16 protein-coding genes are annotated in these 18,206 nt (G+C 55.2%); 5 read left to right on the forward strand and 11 right to left on the reverse strand.

Features of this window, described 5'->3' with window-relative positions; translation table 11 throughout:
* Positions 1 to 9 precede the first annotated feature (9 nt).
* Together ACXAG1_RS03600 and ACXAG1_RS03605 are read left to right on the forward strand one after the other, a co-directional pair.
* A complete protein-coding gene (locus tag ACXAG1_RS03600; RefSeq protein ID WP_475092791.1) occupies positions 10 to 1,638 on the forward strand; it encodes a hybrid sensor histidine kinase/response regulator in 1,629 nt (542 codons plus the stop codon).
* A gap of 531 nt (positions 1,639 to 2,169) precedes the next feature.
* Positions 2,170 to 2,547 (forward strand): YchJ family protein, encoded by a 378-nt coding sequence (locus ACXAG1_RS03605; RefSeq protein ID WP_475092790.1) that lies wholly within the window; start codon positions 2,170 to 2,172, stop codon positions 2,545 to 2,547.
* 37 nt (positions 2,548 to 2,584) lie between these two features.
* Here ACXAG1_RS03605 and ACXAG1_RS03610 read toward each other — a convergent pair whose 3' ends face one another.
* Genes ACXAG1_RS03610 through ACXAG1_RS03640 form a run of 7 tightly spaced genes read right to left on the reverse strand, consistent with a single transcriptional unit; the run spans position 2,585 to position 7,636 of the window.
* Positions 2,585 to 3,766, reverse strand: a complete 1,182-nt coding sequence (locus tag ACXAG1_RS03610; protein ID WP_475118942.1) for a glutathionylspermidine synthase family protein — start codon at positions 3,764 to 3,766, stop codon at positions 2,585 to 2,587.
* Positions 3,767 to 3,778: 12 nt separating this feature from the next.
* Positions 3,779 to 4,381: a DUF1190 domain-containing protein gene (locus ACXAG1_RS03615; RefSeq protein WP_475118943.1), complete on the reverse strand. Its 603-nt coding sequence runs from the start codon at positions 4,379 to 4,381 to the stop codon at positions 3,779 to 3,781.
* A 14-nt stretch (positions 4,382 to 4,395) separates the two neighbouring features.
* Complete coding sequence (locus ACXAG1_RS03620) at positions 4,396 to 4,812, reverse strand: DUF350 domain-containing protein (RefSeq protein WP_475118944.1); 417 nt, start codon at positions 4,810 to 4,812, stop codon at positions 4,396 to 4,398.
* 15 nt (positions 4,813 to 4,827) lie between these two features.
* Positions 4,828 to 5,478, reverse strand: coding sequence for a YjfK family protein (locus ACXAG1_RS03625; protein ID WP_475118945.1), 651 nt, complete (start codon positions 5,476 to 5,478; stop codon positions 4,828 to 4,830).
* Positions 5,463 to 6,536 carry a potassium channel family protein gene (locus ACXAG1_RS03630; protein WP_475118946.1) on the reverse strand — a complete coding sequence of 358 codons (1,074 nt, stop codon included), beginning with the start codon at positions 6,534 to 6,536 and terminating at the stop codon, positions 5,463 to 5,465. Before ACXAG1_RS03630 ends, ACXAG1_RS03625 begins: the two co-directional genes overlap by 16 nt.
* 3 nt (positions 6,537 to 6,539) lie before the next feature.
* Positions 6,540 to 7,235: a PspA/IM30 family protein gene (locus ACXAG1_RS03635; RefSeq protein ID WP_475092785.1), complete on the reverse strand. Its 696-nt coding sequence runs from the start codon at positions 7,233 to 7,235 to the stop codon at positions 6,540 to 6,542.
* Positions 7,232 to 7,636: a DUF2170 family protein gene (locus ACXAG1_RS03640; RefSeq protein ID WP_475092784.1), complete on the reverse strand. Its 405-nt coding sequence runs from the start codon at positions 7,634 to 7,636 to the stop codon at positions 7,232 to 7,234. The genes ACXAG1_RS03635 and ACXAG1_RS03640 overlap by 4 nt, the downstream gene beginning before the upstream one ends.
* A 133-nt stretch (positions 7,637 to 7,769) precedes the next feature.
* Here ACXAG1_RS03640 and ACXAG1_RS03645 point away from each other — a divergent pair, with 133 nt between their 5' ends.
* Positions 7,770 to 8,072, forward strand: coding sequence for a DUF6471 domain-containing protein (locus tag ACXAG1_RS03645; protein ID WP_475092783.1), 303 nt, complete (start codon positions 7,770 to 7,772; stop codon positions 8,070 to 8,072).
* 44 nt (positions 8,073 to 8,116) lie between these two features.
* Here ACXAG1_RS03645 and ACXAG1_RS03650 read toward each other — a convergent pair whose 3' ends face one another.
* Complete coding sequence (locus tag ACXAG1_RS03650; protein ID WP_475118947.1) at positions 8,117 to 10,888, reverse strand: DEAD/DEAH box helicase; 2,772 nt, start codon at positions 10,886 to 10,888, stop codon at positions 8,117 to 8,119.
* 413 nt (positions 10,889 to 11,301) lie between these two features.
* The gene (locus ACXAG1_RS03655; protein ID WP_475092781.1) at positions 11,302 to 12,765 is read right to left on the reverse strand and encodes a hypothetical protein; all 1,464 of its coding nucleotides are present in this window, start codon (positions 12,763 to 12,765) and stop codon (positions 11,302 to 11,304) included.
* Positions 12,766 to 13,234: 469 nt separating this feature from the next.
* On the opposite strand from ACXAG1_RS03655, the gene ACXAG1_RS03660 reads away from it, so the two are divergent.
* Both ACXAG1_RS03660 and ACXAG1_RS03665 read left to right on the forward strand, forming a co-directional pair.
* Positions 13,235 to 13,960, forward strand: coding sequence for a pseudouridine synthase (locus ACXAG1_RS03660; RefSeq protein WP_475092780.1), 726 nt, complete (start codon positions 13,235 to 13,237; stop codon positions 13,958 to 13,960).
* Between the two features lie 50 nt (positions 13,961 to 14,010).
* The gene (locus ACXAG1_RS03665) at positions 14,011 to 15,864 is read left to right on the forward strand and encodes a M14 family metallopeptidase (RefSeq protein WP_475118948.1); all 1,854 of its coding nucleotides are present in this window, start codon (positions 14,011 to 14,013) and stop codon (positions 15,862 to 15,864) included.
* Positions 15,865 to 15,916: 52 nt separating this feature from the next.
* Here ACXAG1_RS03665 and ACXAG1_RS03670 read toward each other — a convergent pair whose 3' ends face one another.
* Positions 15,917 to 16,675 (reverse strand): PP2C family protein-serine/threonine phosphatase, encoded by a 759-nt coding sequence (locus ACXAG1_RS03670; protein ID WP_475118949.1) that lies wholly within the window; start codon positions 16,673 to 16,675, stop codon positions 15,917 to 15,919.
* Positions 16,676 to 16,690: 15 nt separating this feature from the next.
* A complete protein-coding gene (locus tag ACXAG1_RS03675; RefSeq protein ID WP_475118950.1) occupies positions 16,691 to 18,202 on the reverse strand; it encodes an Hsp70 family protein in 1,512 nt (503 codons plus the stop codon).
* Positions 18,203 to 18,206 lie beyond the last annotated feature (4 nt).

Genomic DNA, 18,206 nt, shown 5'->3' on the forward strand with positions numbered 1-18,206 from the left:
GAAGGACAAATGGAAACCACAGTAAAAACAGGAGTCGCGCTGCGCGCACCTGCCGAATCAGAACCTCGAACCGACCACCGGGATTCCCATGAGGTATATGAAGCGCTGCGCAAAAGCGAAGAGCGCTATCGAGAGCTGGTAGAGCACGCGAACTCGATCATTCTCCGCTGGGACCGCAACGGAATCGTCACCTTCTTCAATGAGTACGCGCAGCGCTTTTTCGATTACTCGGAAGAAGAAATCATCGGCAAGCATGTGGTCGGCACCATCGTTCCCGAGAACGAAACCACTGGCCGTGATCTTCGCCCGCTGATGGACCACATCTGCAACCATCCCGAAGAACACCGCTACAACGTCAACGAGAATGTCACCAAAGACGGCACCCGTGTCTGGATTGCATGGACCAACAAAATTCTGACCGATGACAGCGGCGAAGCCATCGGCGTGCTCAGTATCGGAACTGACATTACCAAGCAACGCCTGCTCGAAGAGGAGTTGCGCCAGGCACAGAAGATGCAGGCCATTGGTGAACTCGCGGGAGGTATCGCCCACGACTTCAACAATATGGTGCACGGCATCGCCGGATTCGCCGAGGTCATCAAGCAGACGACCTACGATGCAAAAATATCCGAATATGCGACCCAGATTCTGACCACCGCCCACCATGCAGCCGAACTCACCAAGCAACTCCTCACCTTTGCCCGCAAGGGTTCCTATCAGCTACACGACTGCAACACACACGATATCGTGCGCGATGTTTGTTCCATGCTGGAGCGCACCATCGACCGCCGCATTGTGGTACGGCAGCAGTTGCGCGCGGCACTGCCACATGTAAAAGGCGATTCGGCCCAATTGAAGAGTGCGCTGCTGAACCTGGGTATCAACGCCAAGGATGCAATGCCCGCAGGCGGCCAGCTGGTGTTCAGCACCAGCAATATTACAGTCACCGAGCCCATCGCAATTTCGGATTTCCAGCTGGAACCCGGCCAATACCTGCAAATCACTGTCAGAGATAGTGGTTTGGGGATGACAGAGGAGATCCGCCAGCGCATTTTCGAGCCCTTTTTTACCACCAAGGCATGTGGACGCGGCGCGGGCCTTGGGCTTGCAGCGGTATACGGCACCACGCACCTGCATAAAGGCGCCATTCAATGCCGCTCAGAAGTAGGCAAAGGCAGTTGTTTTGATCTCTATCTACCGATTATCAATGATTGCAGTAAACAGCAAAGTGGCCGTAGCGTCGGGCCCTGTGCGCGCTCTATTCGTATGATGGTGGTCGACGACGAAATCATCGTGCGCAGCTATTCCAAAACTCTTTTCGAGATGCACGGCCACCAGGTAGACACATTCGCCACCGCCGCCGAAGCCATTGGATTTTACCAAAAGCACTACGAGGACATAGAGCTGGTGCTACTGGATATGATCATGCCGCAGATGGACGGACAACAGTTGTTCGCAGAATTGAAACGCATCAACCCGGACATAAAAGCCATACTATCCACCGGTTACAGCGTGGAAAGCAAGGTGCAGGAAATTCTCGCCGACGGCATTCTCGACTGCATCAAGAAGCCGTTTACCTACGATCAACTGGAGCAAAAGATCTCGACACTGCTCGCTGATGCGCCCGGCTCGGCTTAAGCGGTCAGTAATGTAGAATTTTGATAATCGGCTCTCCGTTATCGCATTCACCGACCACTTCGGGCTTGGAAATCAGCGACCCCGCCTGTCGCGGAATTCTGGACGGATAAGGCGCAAGGCACGCGTAGTGGAAATTTACCGACCAGTTGCAGTAAATAATTCCGTCATCCTCGTCATAGAAGCGCTCCTGGCAAAAGCTCAGGTAAGGGCTCTGCCCTCCCCCGGGCTGCCCCACACTTTCGCCCCCCTCTGAATCACTCTGTGCGACAACAGAATTGGGCGATAGACACGCAAGTATCAAACAGCCAAATACCCATGGGTAGCTGCGATTCATAGGGGAACCCTCGGTCAATTCATTCCGGCGGCACCAAACCACGGCCACACCGGGGAGCAGACCCGAACGCGGGCCTCTCCATTCAGCCTAGCAGGTCTGGCGCAGATATCCTCCACCTTAACTTGCCGGCGAAGACCTGCCAGTCTCGGTCCCAGCTGCTATGATGCGCGACCATTTGCGTAGACTGCGAGGCCCTGATGTCCACCACCTGCCCCTGTGGTACCGGCAAACCCATCGATCAGTGCTGCGGACTCTACCTGTCCGGCCAGACCTACCCCAACAACGCAGAAGCCCTGATGCGCAGCCGCTACAGCGCCTATGTCACCGGCAATATCCCTTACCTGAAAAAGAGCTGGCACCCGGACACCTGCCCGGAGCTCAACAACGGTGACCTGAACACGCAGTGGGCAAGGCTTGAGGTTATCAAATACAAAAAGGGTTTAAAGTCGTCGATCGTGGAATTTCGGGCGTGGTTTCACGACGGGGGGGAAGAGCGGGCGCTCCATGAAATCTCACAGTTCAAGCTGTACAAAAAGCGCTGGGTGTATTTAGGGCCACTGGAACAGTGGCCCTAAGCGAGAAGTCTTAGTAGAAGACGGAAGCGGGCCGTTTCTAAAGAATAACGTGCGGTAAATAGCGGCTGGAATCCAGGGTGATCAGACCGCTGTCTTCCCGCAGGGAAATACCGGCAGCCTCGTCATCAATCAGCCAGCTACCGATCAGGGTGTAGTTGTCGCCGAACTTCGGTAGCGGATACATGGCCTGATAAATATACCCCTCCTCCCCATAGGGCCCGTCCGAAAGCGCCTCTGCCGATGGGTCGCCGCCGGCCTTGAGCGACGCCCCCTCTACCAGGGAGATATTCGCACCTTCGCGGGAGAAGATCGGTTTCTTTACCAGCGAATCGTGCGCGGCCGCCTTTTCCAGCTCGTCTTCAAAAAACGCCGGCAACAGGTTCGGGTGCCCGGGGAACAGCCGCCACAACATGGGTAACAGCGCCTTGTTGGAGAGGATCGATTTCCACGGCGGTTCCAGCCAGCGGATATTGTTGCCCCCCAAATACTCGCCAAACTCCTCCCGGAACATAAATTCCCAGGGGTAGAGTTTGAACATCCAGGTGATCACCTGATCTTGTAGATCGGTAAACTGCCCCGCCGCATCGCGCCCGATGTCTTCGACAAATACAAAGTGCTCATCGATGCCCGCCTCGCGCGCGCAGTCCTGCAGGTACTGCACGGTGCCGCGGTCTTCTTCGGTGCCCTTGCAACAGGCGAAGTGCAGTGCGCGGCCGGGGGTCAGAAACTGCAGATCCTTGAAGCGATTGACCAGCTTTTCCTGCAAGCTGTTGAACTGATCCGACTGTCGCGGCAGCGCCCCACTATCCACGTTGTCCTGCAGCCACAGCCACTGCCAGAAACCGGTCTCAAACAGGCTGGTGGGCGTGTCGGCATTGTTTTCGTAAAGCTTGGCCGGCCCCTTGCCGGTGTAGGCGAAATCCAGGCGGGAGTACAGGCTGGGATCGCCGTTTTCCCAGGAGCTGCGCACGAAGCCCCAGTGGCGCTCAGGGATACAGAAACGGCGCAACAGCTCGTCGTCTGCCAGCACCTTCGCCACCACTTCCAGGCACATTTGATGGATTTCTTCGGTGGGGTCTTCCAGGTCCCGCTCTATCTGTTCGAGAGAGAACTGATAATAGGCGCTTTCATCCCAGTAGGGTTCCCCATACATGGTGTGAAAGCCGAATCCGAACTCCCGCGCCCGCTCTTTCCAGTGCGGGCGCGGTTTGATGGGCATGCGCAGCAAGGATCAGCCCCCCCAGCCCCCGGAACGCCCGCCGCCCCAACTGGACTTGGCCGACGCAACAGAACCGAAGCCACCGCGGGAAACCGTCTTGGTCACCGTGGGTTTGGGCTTGGTAGCGGAGTTCGGCACGGTGTAGTTCACCTTGCCGGAACGACCAATCACACTGCCGTCGGAAGTCATCAAACGGTCGTAATGATTGGAGAAAGGGTTGGTGTATCGATACACCGGATTGTAATAGCGATTGCGGTTACCGCCGTCGAGCATCTGCCCAACCATAAAGCCGGTCATCAGCGGCAGCCAGAAACTGCCGGACTGGCGGCAGTTACCGAACTCGGTTTCACACATTTGGCGCGAGTCGTATTTCGGCCCGGTGCGCTCCGCTTCGCGCAGCGCCTGCTGATAGGCTGCTTCGCACTGCTCCTGGTCCAACTCGGTCTTGTCGACACAATCCTGCACCGATGCGACGACCTTCACTTCCTCTTTGGAACTACAGCCCATCAGGGCCGCAACAATGCCCAGCGCCACCGGGCGCAAGACAAAGTTGCGCCCGGCATGCTTGCGCATATTTGCCAGGTTAATGTTTTTACTGCGTTTGATCGATTTCATAACCGGTCCCCCACTCAGTAGGACATGCAGGCGGCGTTCAGAACACCAACGGAAATCGTGGTAGCGGCGAGCATGACACCTGCACTGATTTCACCGTCTTCGATACGGGTAACGATGCGCGGCATAAACAGGAAACGAATGATCGCAAAGGCCAATAGCTGTGCAATCAATGCGATAAGGGCCCAGGTAGCGAAATCCACCAGAGAAACGGAGTTGCTGGCAGCGCCGCCCAGTGCGATGGCAAAACCGAGAATTGCACCACCAAAGCCGATGGCGGCAGCGGTGTTTTTGTCTTCACGAATCAGTTTCCATTCATCTTGCGGAGTAACCAGTGCGTACAGGAACTTGAAGGCAATCAGCAAAACCAGCGAAATGCCAAAATAGGCAGCAAAGTGCAGGATGCCTGTCAGTAAATCGTAATTTTGTTCCATCGAAGAGACTCCTTGTTATCCGTGAATGGTAATTTGCGATGGCGTAAGTGAGATGCCGGTACTCAATACCAGACACCGACTGAGGTAACCCCCTGTCTCCAGTTTTTCTTCTGCAGAAAGAAACAGGGATTCTGTGCGCTCGTCCGTTAGTGGACGCTCGAACAGCATGGTGAATTGATCGGTGCTGGAATGTGCACCATCTTCGTCGTAGGTGGTCTCCGCCATGTGCACCGGGTTGTGGTAGTCGCCGGTGGAGGTCCATACGCGCTGGTAGTCTCGGCCATCCAGTGCATAGGTGCCCGCGCCGATCTCTTTATCCAGCAGGTTTTTCCACGTAGCGTCTGTCGCGATGTCGCGGGTGTCGTAGAAGTGAAACAGTTTCACATCCACCACATGCTCATCGCGCTGGCCGCCTTCTGCGACCACCTGCAGCCAGGCATCGTCGTCGGTATAGAAGCGGTATACCCAGGTACCGTCAAGATCTACAACGCCGGCGGCCTTGATGATCTGGGTGGGTTCAAACGATTCGATGGTCAGCTCATCGAGTATCAGGCGAATCGCCAGGGGATCGACCTCGAAGCTGGCTCCAAGGCGCAAGCCCATGATTTCCGGGGTTTGCGGCTTCACTTCCGGCTTTTTGAATTTATCAATCAGTTTGCCAAACATGCGTCCTGACCTTCCTTGCCATCGACTTTTACATCAAAACACCGGCTGGCCGGCAGACGCTGCTCGGCAATGTAGTAGACGGTATCTCCCGCCTCTACCGGTGCGCTCAGCGATGGATTGATTTCAATTTTCTGCTCACCCGTGCGGCGCACACCGAGCAATGTGGCTGCAAGCCCGTGCTTGAAATGATCGAACAAAGCGCCGAAGGGAATCGACTGATCGCCCTGGTATTCCACGCTGTACTGGGTCATTCCATAGGTACTGTCCAGCAGCTGCCGGTGCAGACGCGCGGAACCGGGATCGAGGGAGGATTTTGCCAGGAGTTCGACCGCCACCGAGGGAATGCACTCGATATTCGGGCAGTGTGCGCGCAACAGCTCACCCACGTTTTCGTCCTGGAAATAGGCGGTCTTGTGGCTATTGGGACTGATCTTGTCGCAGAACAATGCGGTAGTGAGAGTCACATCGTCCAGCGGATTATCGATGATGATACGGGCCGCCTTGTCCAGGCTCGCGCGCAGCATACTCTCCCGGTGCGAGAACGAATCGACTTTGACAAAGTCGATACGGCCAGGCAGCGGGTTTTCGATTTCCGCCTCAACACACAACACCACTTCCGCAGCATCGCCATTGGTTTTTGACAGCAGTAATTCGATCAGGCGCAGAGTACGGGTACCGTTCCAACCGATAATTACCGTATGGTTTTCATGGTTCATATTGCGCAGCCCCTTTTTGCCCCGCTGGATAAATTCAGTCACACCAAAGCCCACCCGGGTTACGATCATCGCAAACAGGCTGAGTCCGAGGGGAATCACCCACAGGCTTACGGCCACTTTGCCCCACACAGTTGTGGGAGAAAAATCCCCGTAACCCACGGTGGACGCGGTAACCACCAGCCAATAGAAGAAGTTTTCCGGTGCGACAATGTCCGCCTCGCCTGCCAGTGACAACAGCAGATAACTGCCGATCACATAGGTTGCGGTGGTCACGAGAACGGTGGTGATACTGGCCCTAATAAAAAGCGACGCCAAAAGGCGTCGCACTTTATAGATCAACATGGTTTAGGCCTGGGTGCGTTTAGCCAGCAGCTGTGCCAGTTTATCGCTACCGCTAACCTGTCCGCCCGGGGTGATGCCCGCGGACTTCAGCTTGGCGTCCAGGCTGGAGCCACTTTCTTCGGTAGCCAGCTCTTCCGCCGCTTCCAGCTCTGCAGCGCGTTGCTGCTGCTTGGCCTTGATGCGCTCCATGCTGTCCAGCGCAGTTTTCACTTTGCTGTTGGCACCCATATGGCGGCTGGAAACCGCAACCTGGGCCTTCTGCACAGATTCCGTCGCTTTGATCTGATCGATCTGCTGCTCCATGCGACGCACATTGGCCTTCGCCTTGGAGATATTGCTCTTCAGCGTGATTTCGGAACTTTTGAAGCCCTGCAGAATGCTCTGTTCGGTTTCCAGCTGGGTTTCCAGCTCGGCAACACGCTCGGCACACTCAATGGCCAGCGCCTCGTCGCCCTTCTCGCTCGCGGCAATGGCGTGGTTGGTGTAGTTGTCTACATCCGCCTGCAGCGCCTTGGCCTTGTTCTCCGCCAGCTTGCGCTTGGCCATGATCTTGGTCAGGTTTTCGTCACAGGCTTTCAGCTCACTTTTCGCTTCGCGCAGTTCCTGATCGAGGATACGCAGAGACTGGCTGTCAGCAATCGCTTCAGTACCTTCGTTTACAGCGCCGCGCAGTGCGGTCCAGATTTTACTCAGGCTCATGCTACACCCTCCAATTCAAATTGCGCGGAATACAGGTCCAGGAAATCGCCCACATTGCCAAACAGGGTTTCCACCTCTTCGATCACCACTTCGTCTTTGCTGGACACAGAAAGTGCACCAAAGGCTACGTAATAGTCATTGCCACCAATGCTCTTTATCGCCACGGTGGTCAGCGGTACCAGCTGGTGTGTCTGCAGGATCAGCCGGTTCAGGGCCGCTTCGTCTTCTACCTGGCTGACGGGGAACAGGATGCTCTCCACCACAATCTGCCGCTCGCCTACATAAATAAAGGCATCTACACCCTCATCGTTAGAGACGCTCAGACAGTCGCCCTCCGCCTCGACCACCCAGTCGGGGTGATTTTCGGCCAATTGGCGCAGGTTTTCGTTGTTCCAGGTCATTTCAACTCCCTTGCACATGTGGAATATGAGTCACAAATATAACAGTAAATTTTTGATGGTCAACGGGTATCGGGCACTTTTGTTGCAAATAAACCACATACGGCTATCATGCGTAACAAATAGAGAGAGTACCATGGACCAGAAGCAAAGCCTCGAAAACCACCGCGCCCTGAGCCCCTACAAGCAGGCCATCGCCCGCTACGTCCGCGCCGCCATGGCCCTGAAAGGCGTGCGCTACAACGATCTTGCCAGCGCCCTTTCCAACAAAGGCATCGCCGTCACCCCGGAAAACCTGCGCAGCAAAGTCAGCAAGTGCATGTTCTCCGCCGACTTATTGGTGGCCATCCTCGACGTCCTCGACGCCGACGAAAAAGCGTTGCCGGATATTCTCAGGCAAACACGGGAATTGCAAAGCCAAGATGCTGACCAAGGGTGACTGCGCAGACAAGCAGCACCATGGTACAGATCGCAACACTCCGCTCACCGGCGGATAGCGGACTCCGCTTCGAGCGACGGCTGTTCGGTGACACAGGGGTTATTCCTGTTCAGAAAACCGTGTATTAACTCCAGACATCGCTCACGATCCGACTGCCATTGACTATGTGGCAACGGGAAAAGTGGCACTCCAGCCCGATGCAAGGCGTGGTATATGGACAGGTCCAGGTAATCACAGAAAGTACCGGGGTACCCTGTCAGGTCGATACCAAAATATTGACCATCGCGCTCACACAGCACGTCGACGACCTGTCCGGCCACGGTATAACCAACCCAGCATTGAACCCCCTGCTCCTCCAGAACCTCGCGCACTTCCGCGGCGAACCCACAAGCACCCTGACTCGCTCCCGCGTGATCATTCCGATGATCATGGGCAAGATAGTGCGCGAATAAATTACCATCGCTCAGAGCGCCTTTCTCGATAGAGTGAATAATCAGCTGCCGTTTCCGCGCGCGGGTAACAGCCACATTAAACATATCCGGCCGATTCAAATAGGCTCCCGCACGCGCGCTCACCGGGTCTATGGCAATCGACAACAGCATGAAATCTCGCTCCTCCCCCTGAAAGCCGTATGGGGTGGCAACCCGCAGGGACATTCGAGATATTTCCTGCGCACTAAATGCCTTGCGAATTTCCGTATCCAAATACTCTGCCTGGTCCCGAAACGGAGACAACACCCCCACCGATGGCATTGTGGGTAAATGCGCGTATTGATTCAGGTGTGCGCGCAATTCTGTCACAACCTCATCACGCTCCCGAGAGTTTCTACCACTGGCACTGCGCACACCGTCGACCAGACGAAAAGACAGGCCTGCATCATCTAACGCGCCAGGGCGCGACTGCATGATTTTTAGGCGGCCACCATAGAAGCGCGCATTACTGAAGCTGATCAGATCGGGCTTGCTGCGATAATGTTCATCGAGCATAGAAATCGCTGACTGCTTCCCGATCACATCGGAAGCGAGATCCAGCAGTGAGTGCTCCCGATAACTGAATTTGGAAGGTGGACCGCCGCTTTCTTCCATAACATCGTTCCAGATGCCCGCCTGCATTTTTCGCGATAAAAATGAAACATGTCGCAACTGCTTTCCATCACCGACGATCACCGCGCGCTGGCCCCGCTGCAGAGCTGGCAACGCACTGGCAATGTCGCACTGGGTGGCTTCGTCAAAGATCACCAGGTCAAACATACCCGGGATGTTCGGCAAGGTATCGCTTACCTCATCCAAACACACCAGCCAGATCGGGTATGCCTCCAGAACCGCGCTGAAATCCAGCGCTGCAAACCGCTCCGCCTGCCGTTTGGAGGTCCGCGAACGGAGCGCCTGGTTGAACAACGACAAAGTAGACCGCTTTGTTTCGAGCAAATGTGCCAGGCATTCATTACGTGCGGTGTTCAAGTATGCTTTGGCAGCAGTTTCAAACTGCCTCCGGCTTTCACCTATTGTTTTCTGAAGATCCCATAGCGGCGCAATTTCAGATTTTGCCCCGGTACACGCACGCGCTATTTTTCCGGAAAATCTTCGCCACAAACCCAGCAAGCCCTTTGGGCGCTGCACCGCAGACATCTGCAGTGAACGCACAAACTGGCGCTCGACCCGGTCCAGCTGTCTGCGACGGTTCGCCAGATTTTGTTGCACCTCTGCCAGAGAACTCTCATCTGCCGGCAACCCCTCTTTCAGCAAGCTATCCAAGTGCGATTTCAGCCCACGAGAAAGACCTTCGCTACCCGCACTCACAACACCCGCCTGCAAGCCAAAGGTATCGGCTAACTTCTGTCCGACAACGTCCACAGCATGCCGGGTTTTCGAAACAATCAGTACAGACTCGCCCTGTAGCACCCGGTCGATAGCCATAGCCGCGATGGTGTAGCTCTTTCCCGTTCCTGGCGGCCCGGATACGAGGCTCAACGTACTTTTTGCTGCACTCTCGAGTGCATGCGCTTGTGTTTCAGACAGCAGGACCGGTAATGACATTGGCGTGCTGACCGATCGCGTCTTGGATCGAGATTTCACAGTGGATGGTGTTTGACCCAGAAGCTCAACAACCGGATTGGAGTGTCGGTCAGCCTCAGCCAGAGCGGCAAGCTCGTGCAATACTCCCCGCACACCGCGAGAGCGATCGGCAAGTACCAGACAAGTTGCCGAACTGATCTTCAGCGCACTCCCGGAAAGTCTGCGCTTCAGCACATCCTCTCCCTGTAATTTGGGCCAGCGCCCCAGTTCCTCAAGGTCACCGAGCACGCTATAGCGTTTCAGCCACTGGCCGATTGCCGTGATCAGGCTGCTCGTCATGGGCCACTGCACCTGCGGAAATTGATCTATCGCAGATGCATCCACATCCGGCTTCAACAGATTGCGCAGCAGGGGCAGATTGATCCTCGCATCACTTGCATCCGCTTCAATAAAGAGGTCTTCATCCGTAATGAAAGCAACCGGCACATAGATCAGCGGCGCGCAAATTTTGCGCTGTCGGCTGAGCCCGGTCGCATTCGCCACACTGCCAGAAATCAAAAAGGTCCCGTACACCAGGCGGCGCTCCCGGCGATAGCTGTCCGCCAGTGCAGCGAGCTGCTCCGCCGCCTGCCCGACCACAGGAATACGATGCAGATCGCCACACCCGAGCGCATCCTCACCGTCGAGATACATCCTGCGGTTTGCGGGCAACTTGGTGATATTGGACAGGGCGAGGTCATAGCTGTCCGCCCGATAACAGCGGCGGAAGTATTCGGTGAGAGGGCGGAGGGGATAGGACATCGAGCTAGCCAGCGAATAAACGTACCAATATTGTATTCGTGAATTACCGGCGAGAATAGCGTACGAGCAGTGACTCTGTGTGCCCGAACTTCCATCAACAGCTGCGGGAGCTGTCCCACTCCCGCGCTGCTTTTCTGGTTTGTTGCTTGCTGTCAAAGCGGTCGGCGGACTTGGCCCGGGTATGGGCGCCGCCTTGCGTAACAGCGGGTTTTGCGCAACCGGATTGCCCGGGCTGCGCGCTTCCGAAGCTAGTGGTCCATGCGGAAAGTTCGGTAACTAAGGAGCACAGCCAAAGTGTTCAGATCAAGGCGAGAAAGCGCAGGAATAGTGGTTCTATTTCAAGCTTTCTTAACGCAGAGCTGGACACTTTGGCGAAGCGAACAGTTACACAACTTTCCGCATGGACCACTAAGCTACAGCGTGCACCCTGAAACAACGCCAGTAACATTATCCTCATCTTCCATGCGCATCATGCGCGCCACCTTTTCCCCAGCATCCAACCCATGGTGAGTCACCACCAGGTCGGAACGTTCCTCATCCCATGAGCGCACCAAATCGCAGTCTGCTGCCCGCTCATCCACAAACACTTTCTCTACAGCCACCTTGGAAAGTTGTGACCAATCTTCAACTTTTGCGCCCCATAGAAGCAGGCGACCATGAATATTGGTAAATTTCGGCAGCCCATCCAAGGTCCCACCGGTAAACTTCAGTTCGGAAACACTCTTTGGTAATGGTGCCTTAGCCATATCCACCATATTGAAATTGTTTATCTCAATATCCGTCAGATTCGTAAGCTGGAATAGCTCCGTTAACGCAAGAGGAGATTCTTCATGGGCTGTGCATGAAATCTTCTCGATCTCCTCCACAAAACGGAAACCCTTGTCCGAGGCAATGCTATCAATACATTTGGCGAGACCCGCATTATCAAAATTTAATGACGTCACCGGTGTGTAACCGACGCGGGTTACATCCACCGCCAACTGGTACTCGCTGTACTTATCGGCCACCGTACCGGTAATACGAAAGGTAAAGGGCTTGGTGAGATCACTGCGATACGGCTCAGGCAATACCACCTCGAGCCCCTCATTAATCGTCACCCCATCACTCAATTGGACGCCCTCCAGATCCGAGATACCTTCAACATCGGTTGGCAAAAGTCGATTGATCCAAATGGGTTTCAATGGAAGTACACTCTTCGATTTTGTGTACTTTTCTACTGTCAGATCGCCCGCAGACCGATGATCAAAATCGCCGCTTTCTGAATCACTACTCTCCGCGGATTTCGAATGCTCGTTGAGCTCGGACTTTGTCATCCCCATCGCCGCTGGCACTTTACAGACCTTGAACATCTCCACCATATTGCTCATGCCGGCCGCAAAGGATTTTGGGGTAGCATTGAGTGCAACAATAATCGCGCCGCCCTCTTCCAAGTCTGCACCCTTCAGCTGGCGCAATGCACTCGCAATCTGGCGCTTTTCGGCGATCGCCGTCTTCAGGTTATCGGCAATTTCCGGGTGGTAGCACGGCGAATCCTGATCCAGCTGCGCAAACAGCGACTCAAGTTCCTGCTGATATTGAGTGGCCAGTGCCAGTGCACTATCCATGTTTCCCGCCAACTTGTCGTACACGCCCGACTCTACTGCGGCTTTGGCACTACCGGTTTCACTCACAGTGCGGGAAAGCTCTTCGACCAGCGCTCCATACTCATCCGTCAGTGCTCGATCCTTCTCCAGCAGTGTCTCTGTGCGCTCGGAGAATGCCTCAATTTCATCCAGTGTATCGCTATCCGGTACACAGGCAGTCACCAGAAAAGTAAAAACAGCAACAAAAAACACCGGAAACCACTTTAGGAGGCTCGATAGCCTATCAATCAACATCATCACTTCCTTGTAAAAATATGGTCAGAAAACCAACAACAATTGCTACTTGGTACGCCGTATTAAAAACGTGTACCGCAAGTCGCCAACATGCTACACAAGTTATGCTGCAGAAATATAGAATCGCCGTCAAAAATGTGTTCAGAAAGATCATTTTGCCAACTGAATCGCCAGCGAATATTGTTGTGTCCAGCTTCTCCCGCCCCCCGGTAAAACAAAGGCCGACGCAACTTCTGTCAGACTTTTGATCACTAATGGCTAGGCTTGCTCCGCAACTGCATTTCATGTCTCCTGTTGATGTATTCATCAACAGTAAAAATTTGGTGGTAACCATATTGGCTTTATTGGCTTTAGCCCCGTATCAATACTCTTCCGGAAATTTTCGCAATCCTGCTCAGCTCTCTGCGTGTTTCTCGCTAAGACACACTTTATAATTCCATTCCGTTTTCAGCCGAGCAGCGCCTCGCAAATGACACCAGAGTTACTTTTTGAAGACGACCATCTTATCGCCGCCTACAAACCGGAGGGCTGGCTGGTGCACCGCTCGGATATCGACAAGCATGAAGACCGCATCCTGCTACAGTACCTGCGGGATCTGGTCGGTGTGCACCTGTACCCGGTGCACCGGCTGGACAAACCAACGTCCGGTGTGATCGTGTTTGGCAAAAGCAGAGAGGCAGCCGCCAAACTGCAGGGGCAACTGGACAGTGACTCCTCGATCAAACAGTACCTCGCCATCTGTCGCGGCTATTGCCCGGAAAGCGGTGTCATCGACCACCCACTGCCGCCGGTGGCGGACTTCAAGCACCAGCGCAAACGGCCAAAAAGCGATCTACCCCGCCAGGATGCGATTACCCATTTCCGGCGTCTCGGCACTGTGGAGCTCCCCTACTCCGTCGACCGCTACCCCAGCAGCCGTTATTCCCTGGTGGAAGTGGAACTGAAGACGGGCCGCCGCCACCAGATTCGTCGTCACTTCAAGCACTTGTCGCACCCGCTAATCGGCTGCCCGAAATACGGCAAATCCACCCACAACCGCTTCTTCGCAGAAGAGCTGCAATGTGCAAGACTCTTGCTGCATGCCTATCGGTTGTCCATACAGCACCCTGAGTCCAGTGAGCGCCTCGAGATTGTGGCACCACCCAGAGGCTGTCTTATGACATTGATTGAGCGATTTGGCTGGCAGCTACCCTGAGTGCGGCCCGTTAATAAAGATAGATCCTACCTACACCGTGGAGCCCCCGAATGTCCCTGACGTCCATTCATCGCACGCCCGCCTTCCGCCACCGCGTATGCTCACACCTGTGCCGGTTTATTGCGGGGCTGGTCCTGGCCAGCAGCACTGCTGTTATGGCGTCCAATGAACTGACCGCCCCACTCCCAAAACTGCTTCCCTGGAAGGGTGCATCGGAAAAGCTCGTCCAGCAGAAAGGCGACTGGGTGACCCCAGCGGAAGCCAGCGACTTCAAAACCACCCCCGATTACAAAGTAACCCGAGCCTTTGCCAATCGACTGGCGGCGGCCAGTGACGATATTCAGGTAAGCGATATCGGTGCCGCCAACAGCGGCCGCAAAATCCAGCTGATTACCGTGACGGAAGGTGGCAGCGACGCGAAAGCCAACGGCAAGCCTACCCTGCTGGCCCAGGCGGGTATCCACTCCGGTGAGATTGACGGCAAAGACGCCAGCTTTATGCTGCTGCGAGACTATATCGGCGGTGACAAATCGCTGAAAGCGCTTATCAGCAAGGTCAACCTGCTGATCATCCCGATCCTGAATGTCGACGGACACGAACGCGCCGGCCCCTACACCCGAATGAACCAGCGCGGGCCACACAACGCGGGCTGGCGCACCAACCGCAACAACCTCAACCTGAACCGCGACTACGCCAAACTGGACACACCAGAACTGCGCGCGGTGATGGACGTGATCAACCAGTACAAGCCAGAACTCTACCTGGACATCCACGTCACAGATGGTGAGGACTACCAGTACGACATCACCTATGGCTACAACGGCTCCTTTGCCAGCGATTCGCCGAAGATTGCCCGCTGGCTCGAACAGACTTTTCAGCACAACGTGGACAGTGCACTCACTAAAGCCGGGCACATTCCCGGCCCGCTGGTTTTCGGCGTAAACAGCGATGAATTCGCCGAGGGCATCAGCCACTGGACCGCCAGCCCCCGCTACTCCAACGGACTCGGCGACCTCCGTCACACACCCACCGTGCTGGTGGAAAACCACTCACTGAAGCCGTATCGTCAGCGTGTGCTGGGCACCTATGAACTGATCAAGGCGAGCCTCGCCTCACTCGCGGAGCACGGCAATGCACTGCGCGCGGCCATCGCGGAAGATCAGCAGCAGCGCCCACAGACCCAGGTTCTTGCCTGGAGTGCCAACAAGACACCAGACCTCAGCGTCTATGCTGAAAAGCCCTTCAAAGGCATGGCCTACGAGAAAAAACAGAATCCCATCAGCGGCAAAGAAAGTGTGGTCTGGCTCGGCAAAGCCAGAGATTATCTGGGATTACCGGTATTCAGAGACGACGTTAAAGCCGTAGAAGTGCGCGTACCGGAAGCCTTTTACATCCCCCGCCATGAAAAGCTCGTCATCGAGCGCCTGAAAGCGCACGGCATCGAAGTTTCCGATGCCAAGGGTGGACCACTCCCGCTTACACAGTTCACTGCTGAAGCTCACGAATTTGGCAAGGCCCAGTTTGAAGGCCACTTCCGTGTCGATGCCAAGTTCTCGCAAGAACGCATTCAACGGGGGGTTGATGATTACCTTGAGGTATCCACCAACCAGCCACTGGGAAAGCTTGCCACTGCGCTCCTGGACCCTCGTGGCCCTGACTCCTTTTTCCAATGGGGATTCTTCAACCAGATTTTCCAGCGTACCGAGTACGCGGAACCCTACGCACTCATTCCCTTAGCAGAAAAAATGCTGGCGCAGGATGCCGATCTGAGAAGCACCTTTGAGAAGCGCTTACAGGACAAAACCTTCGCCGAGAACCCCTCCGCCAGGCTTGCTTTTTTCTATCAGCGCAGCCCTTACTACGACCAGGAATATCTGAAGTACCCGGTTTTACTGAAATACTGAAAGGGTCTGCACCATGAAAAAAGTATCTAAATTAATAATTCGCAGGCTGGAGCTAGCGCCCGAGCCATTGCTGAAGCAGACCTTTCAGGCCTGGTGCGGGGTGTGCCAACAGAACAAAACTGAAATTATCTGTTGCACTGGTGCCTTCGATCGCACGCGTGAGCGCTGCTGCGGTTTCCTGTAGATTGCCACCCGACGTCAATATATCACTCAGCTCACCGGGGCTGAGCATATCGCTGACACCATCCGAACAAAGCATTAGCCCACCCCTGGAGCTCGGTCGATAGTAGGATTCACCCGGATTCAGATGCGGTAGCTCCACCAAGCCCAGGGCCTGATTGATCAGATTTTTTTTCGGGTGACTCTGGGCCTCCTCTTCACTCAGAACCCCACGCTCAATCAGATCCTCCACAAAGGAATGATCCCGGGTCAGTTGTCGCAGTCGCCCCTTCCCGTGCCAGGCATAAACACGGCTATCGCCGCTCCAAATCAGCCGGAATCCACGCCGGCATCGCTGTACCGCAACAAGCGTGGTACCCATACCCGACTGAGCGGGGTTATCGCGAGCGGCGGCTTTAATTACCACGTGGGCACGCTGCACCGCCAGGCGCAGGTCATCCCCCGCCATCATGTCCTGCGCCACCGTATCCACCGCCAATTGGCTCGCCACTTCACCCGCAGCGTGTCCGCCCATACCATCCGCGACGAGCCACAAGCCGAGCTCATCATCGTTGAACACCGCATCTTCATTGTGCTCACGTACGTGCCCCACCCGGGATACGGCAATGCTCTCAATTCGCCCCTGTATCAATCTGGCTTCCACGCTTTAACTATTGACATCCAGCTTTTGCAGCCAACCCTGCTGTTCGAGCAGCGCGCGATCCAACGCTTCGGATTCTTCATCCATGACCTGGCGAATTTCCCGTCCGGTTTCCGGATCCCTCGCGGTGATGGTCACTATCCCTTCCAGGTCATAGCACATTTCAATTTCAACCGGATATTTCTTGCGCGGATTTTCGATAGGGCCGAACGCAAAATACCCCAGACTCTTTTCTTCCGCGGACTCACCCTCACCGCGTTTTTGCACCGCCTCGATGATCATGCGGGTCTGGTCGTCACGGCTGGTATAAAAGGTGGTGACTGCACTGGCGGGAACCGCGGAGTTCTGTTCGATCAATACTTTTACCATCGGCTCGCCATCACGCCCGAGGGTCCGGATTCCCAGATCATAGGAACAGATGGACTGTAGTGCTTTTCCAGTTGAATGGCCGAAGGTCTGCTGGGCCAGAATGGCCGTGCCGTAGGCAACCGCCTGATGGGGTTGCTTGCACACCAGCTGGTCACGTGCCTTGCCACTCGCTCGCGCGACCTTATCCAACACCAGAGGTAGCAGTGATGATCCACCGGTAAGAAGCACGGTATCGATAAAGCCCCAATCCATACCCGAAGCCTGTAATGCCCTGTTACACACCGCCAGAGTGTCATCGACAAAATCGTCGATGAGCTGGTTGAAGCGATCTTTTGTCAGAATAAATTCCAGCGTGCGACCTCCGAGAACCAGTGTTTTGTTGACACGGCCTTTACCCGGTTTAGCCAGGGTGTGTTTTGCCTCATTGGCGAAACGGCGTAGGGTTTGCAGCGACACGGGATCGTCCGGTTTGAACCCGTGCTGACGCTCAAACTCTTCGACAATAAACCGTACGATGCGCTCATCGATGTGCTTACCACCAAGGCGATTACTGCCCTGGGTCGACAGCGCGTAAAGCCCACCCTCGGAAGACTGCAGTACCGTGGCATCAAAAGTGCCACCGCCCAGATCATATACGAACAGGGTCTGCTCTCCGCCGACCTGATGCACTCCATAAAAAGTAGCCGCCGCCACAGGCTCTTCAATCAACTTTACTTGCGAGATGCCTGCCATCTGCGCGGCGAGCTTGGTTGCCCGACGCTGTGCATCGTTGAAATTGGCAGGCACAGCAATCAGTACACCACCGATATCTTCGTGGGCAAACGCATCGACATCCTTGAGGACTTTCTTTAACACAAGCGCCGAGAGTGCCTGTGGATACCACTCCCGTTTATCGCTATCAGTAAAAACTGGCCGATTCGCCTCCATATCCAGTTTGAAAAAACGCGCGTGAGGTAACCCCGGTTCATCTTCCAGAATTTCTTCCACCGGCGTGCCCACCAGACACCCCTCCTCCCCAAGATGCACCACACTGGGTGTGCGGAATTCATTGGCATCGTGGAAATCCGGAAACAGGGTCGGCTGGCCACGGTCGTTGACGAAGGCCGCTACCGTGAATGTGGTTCCGAGGTCTATCCCCAAATGCAACAATGTA

The organism is Microbulbifer sp. ABE4_465, assembly GCF_056160765.1.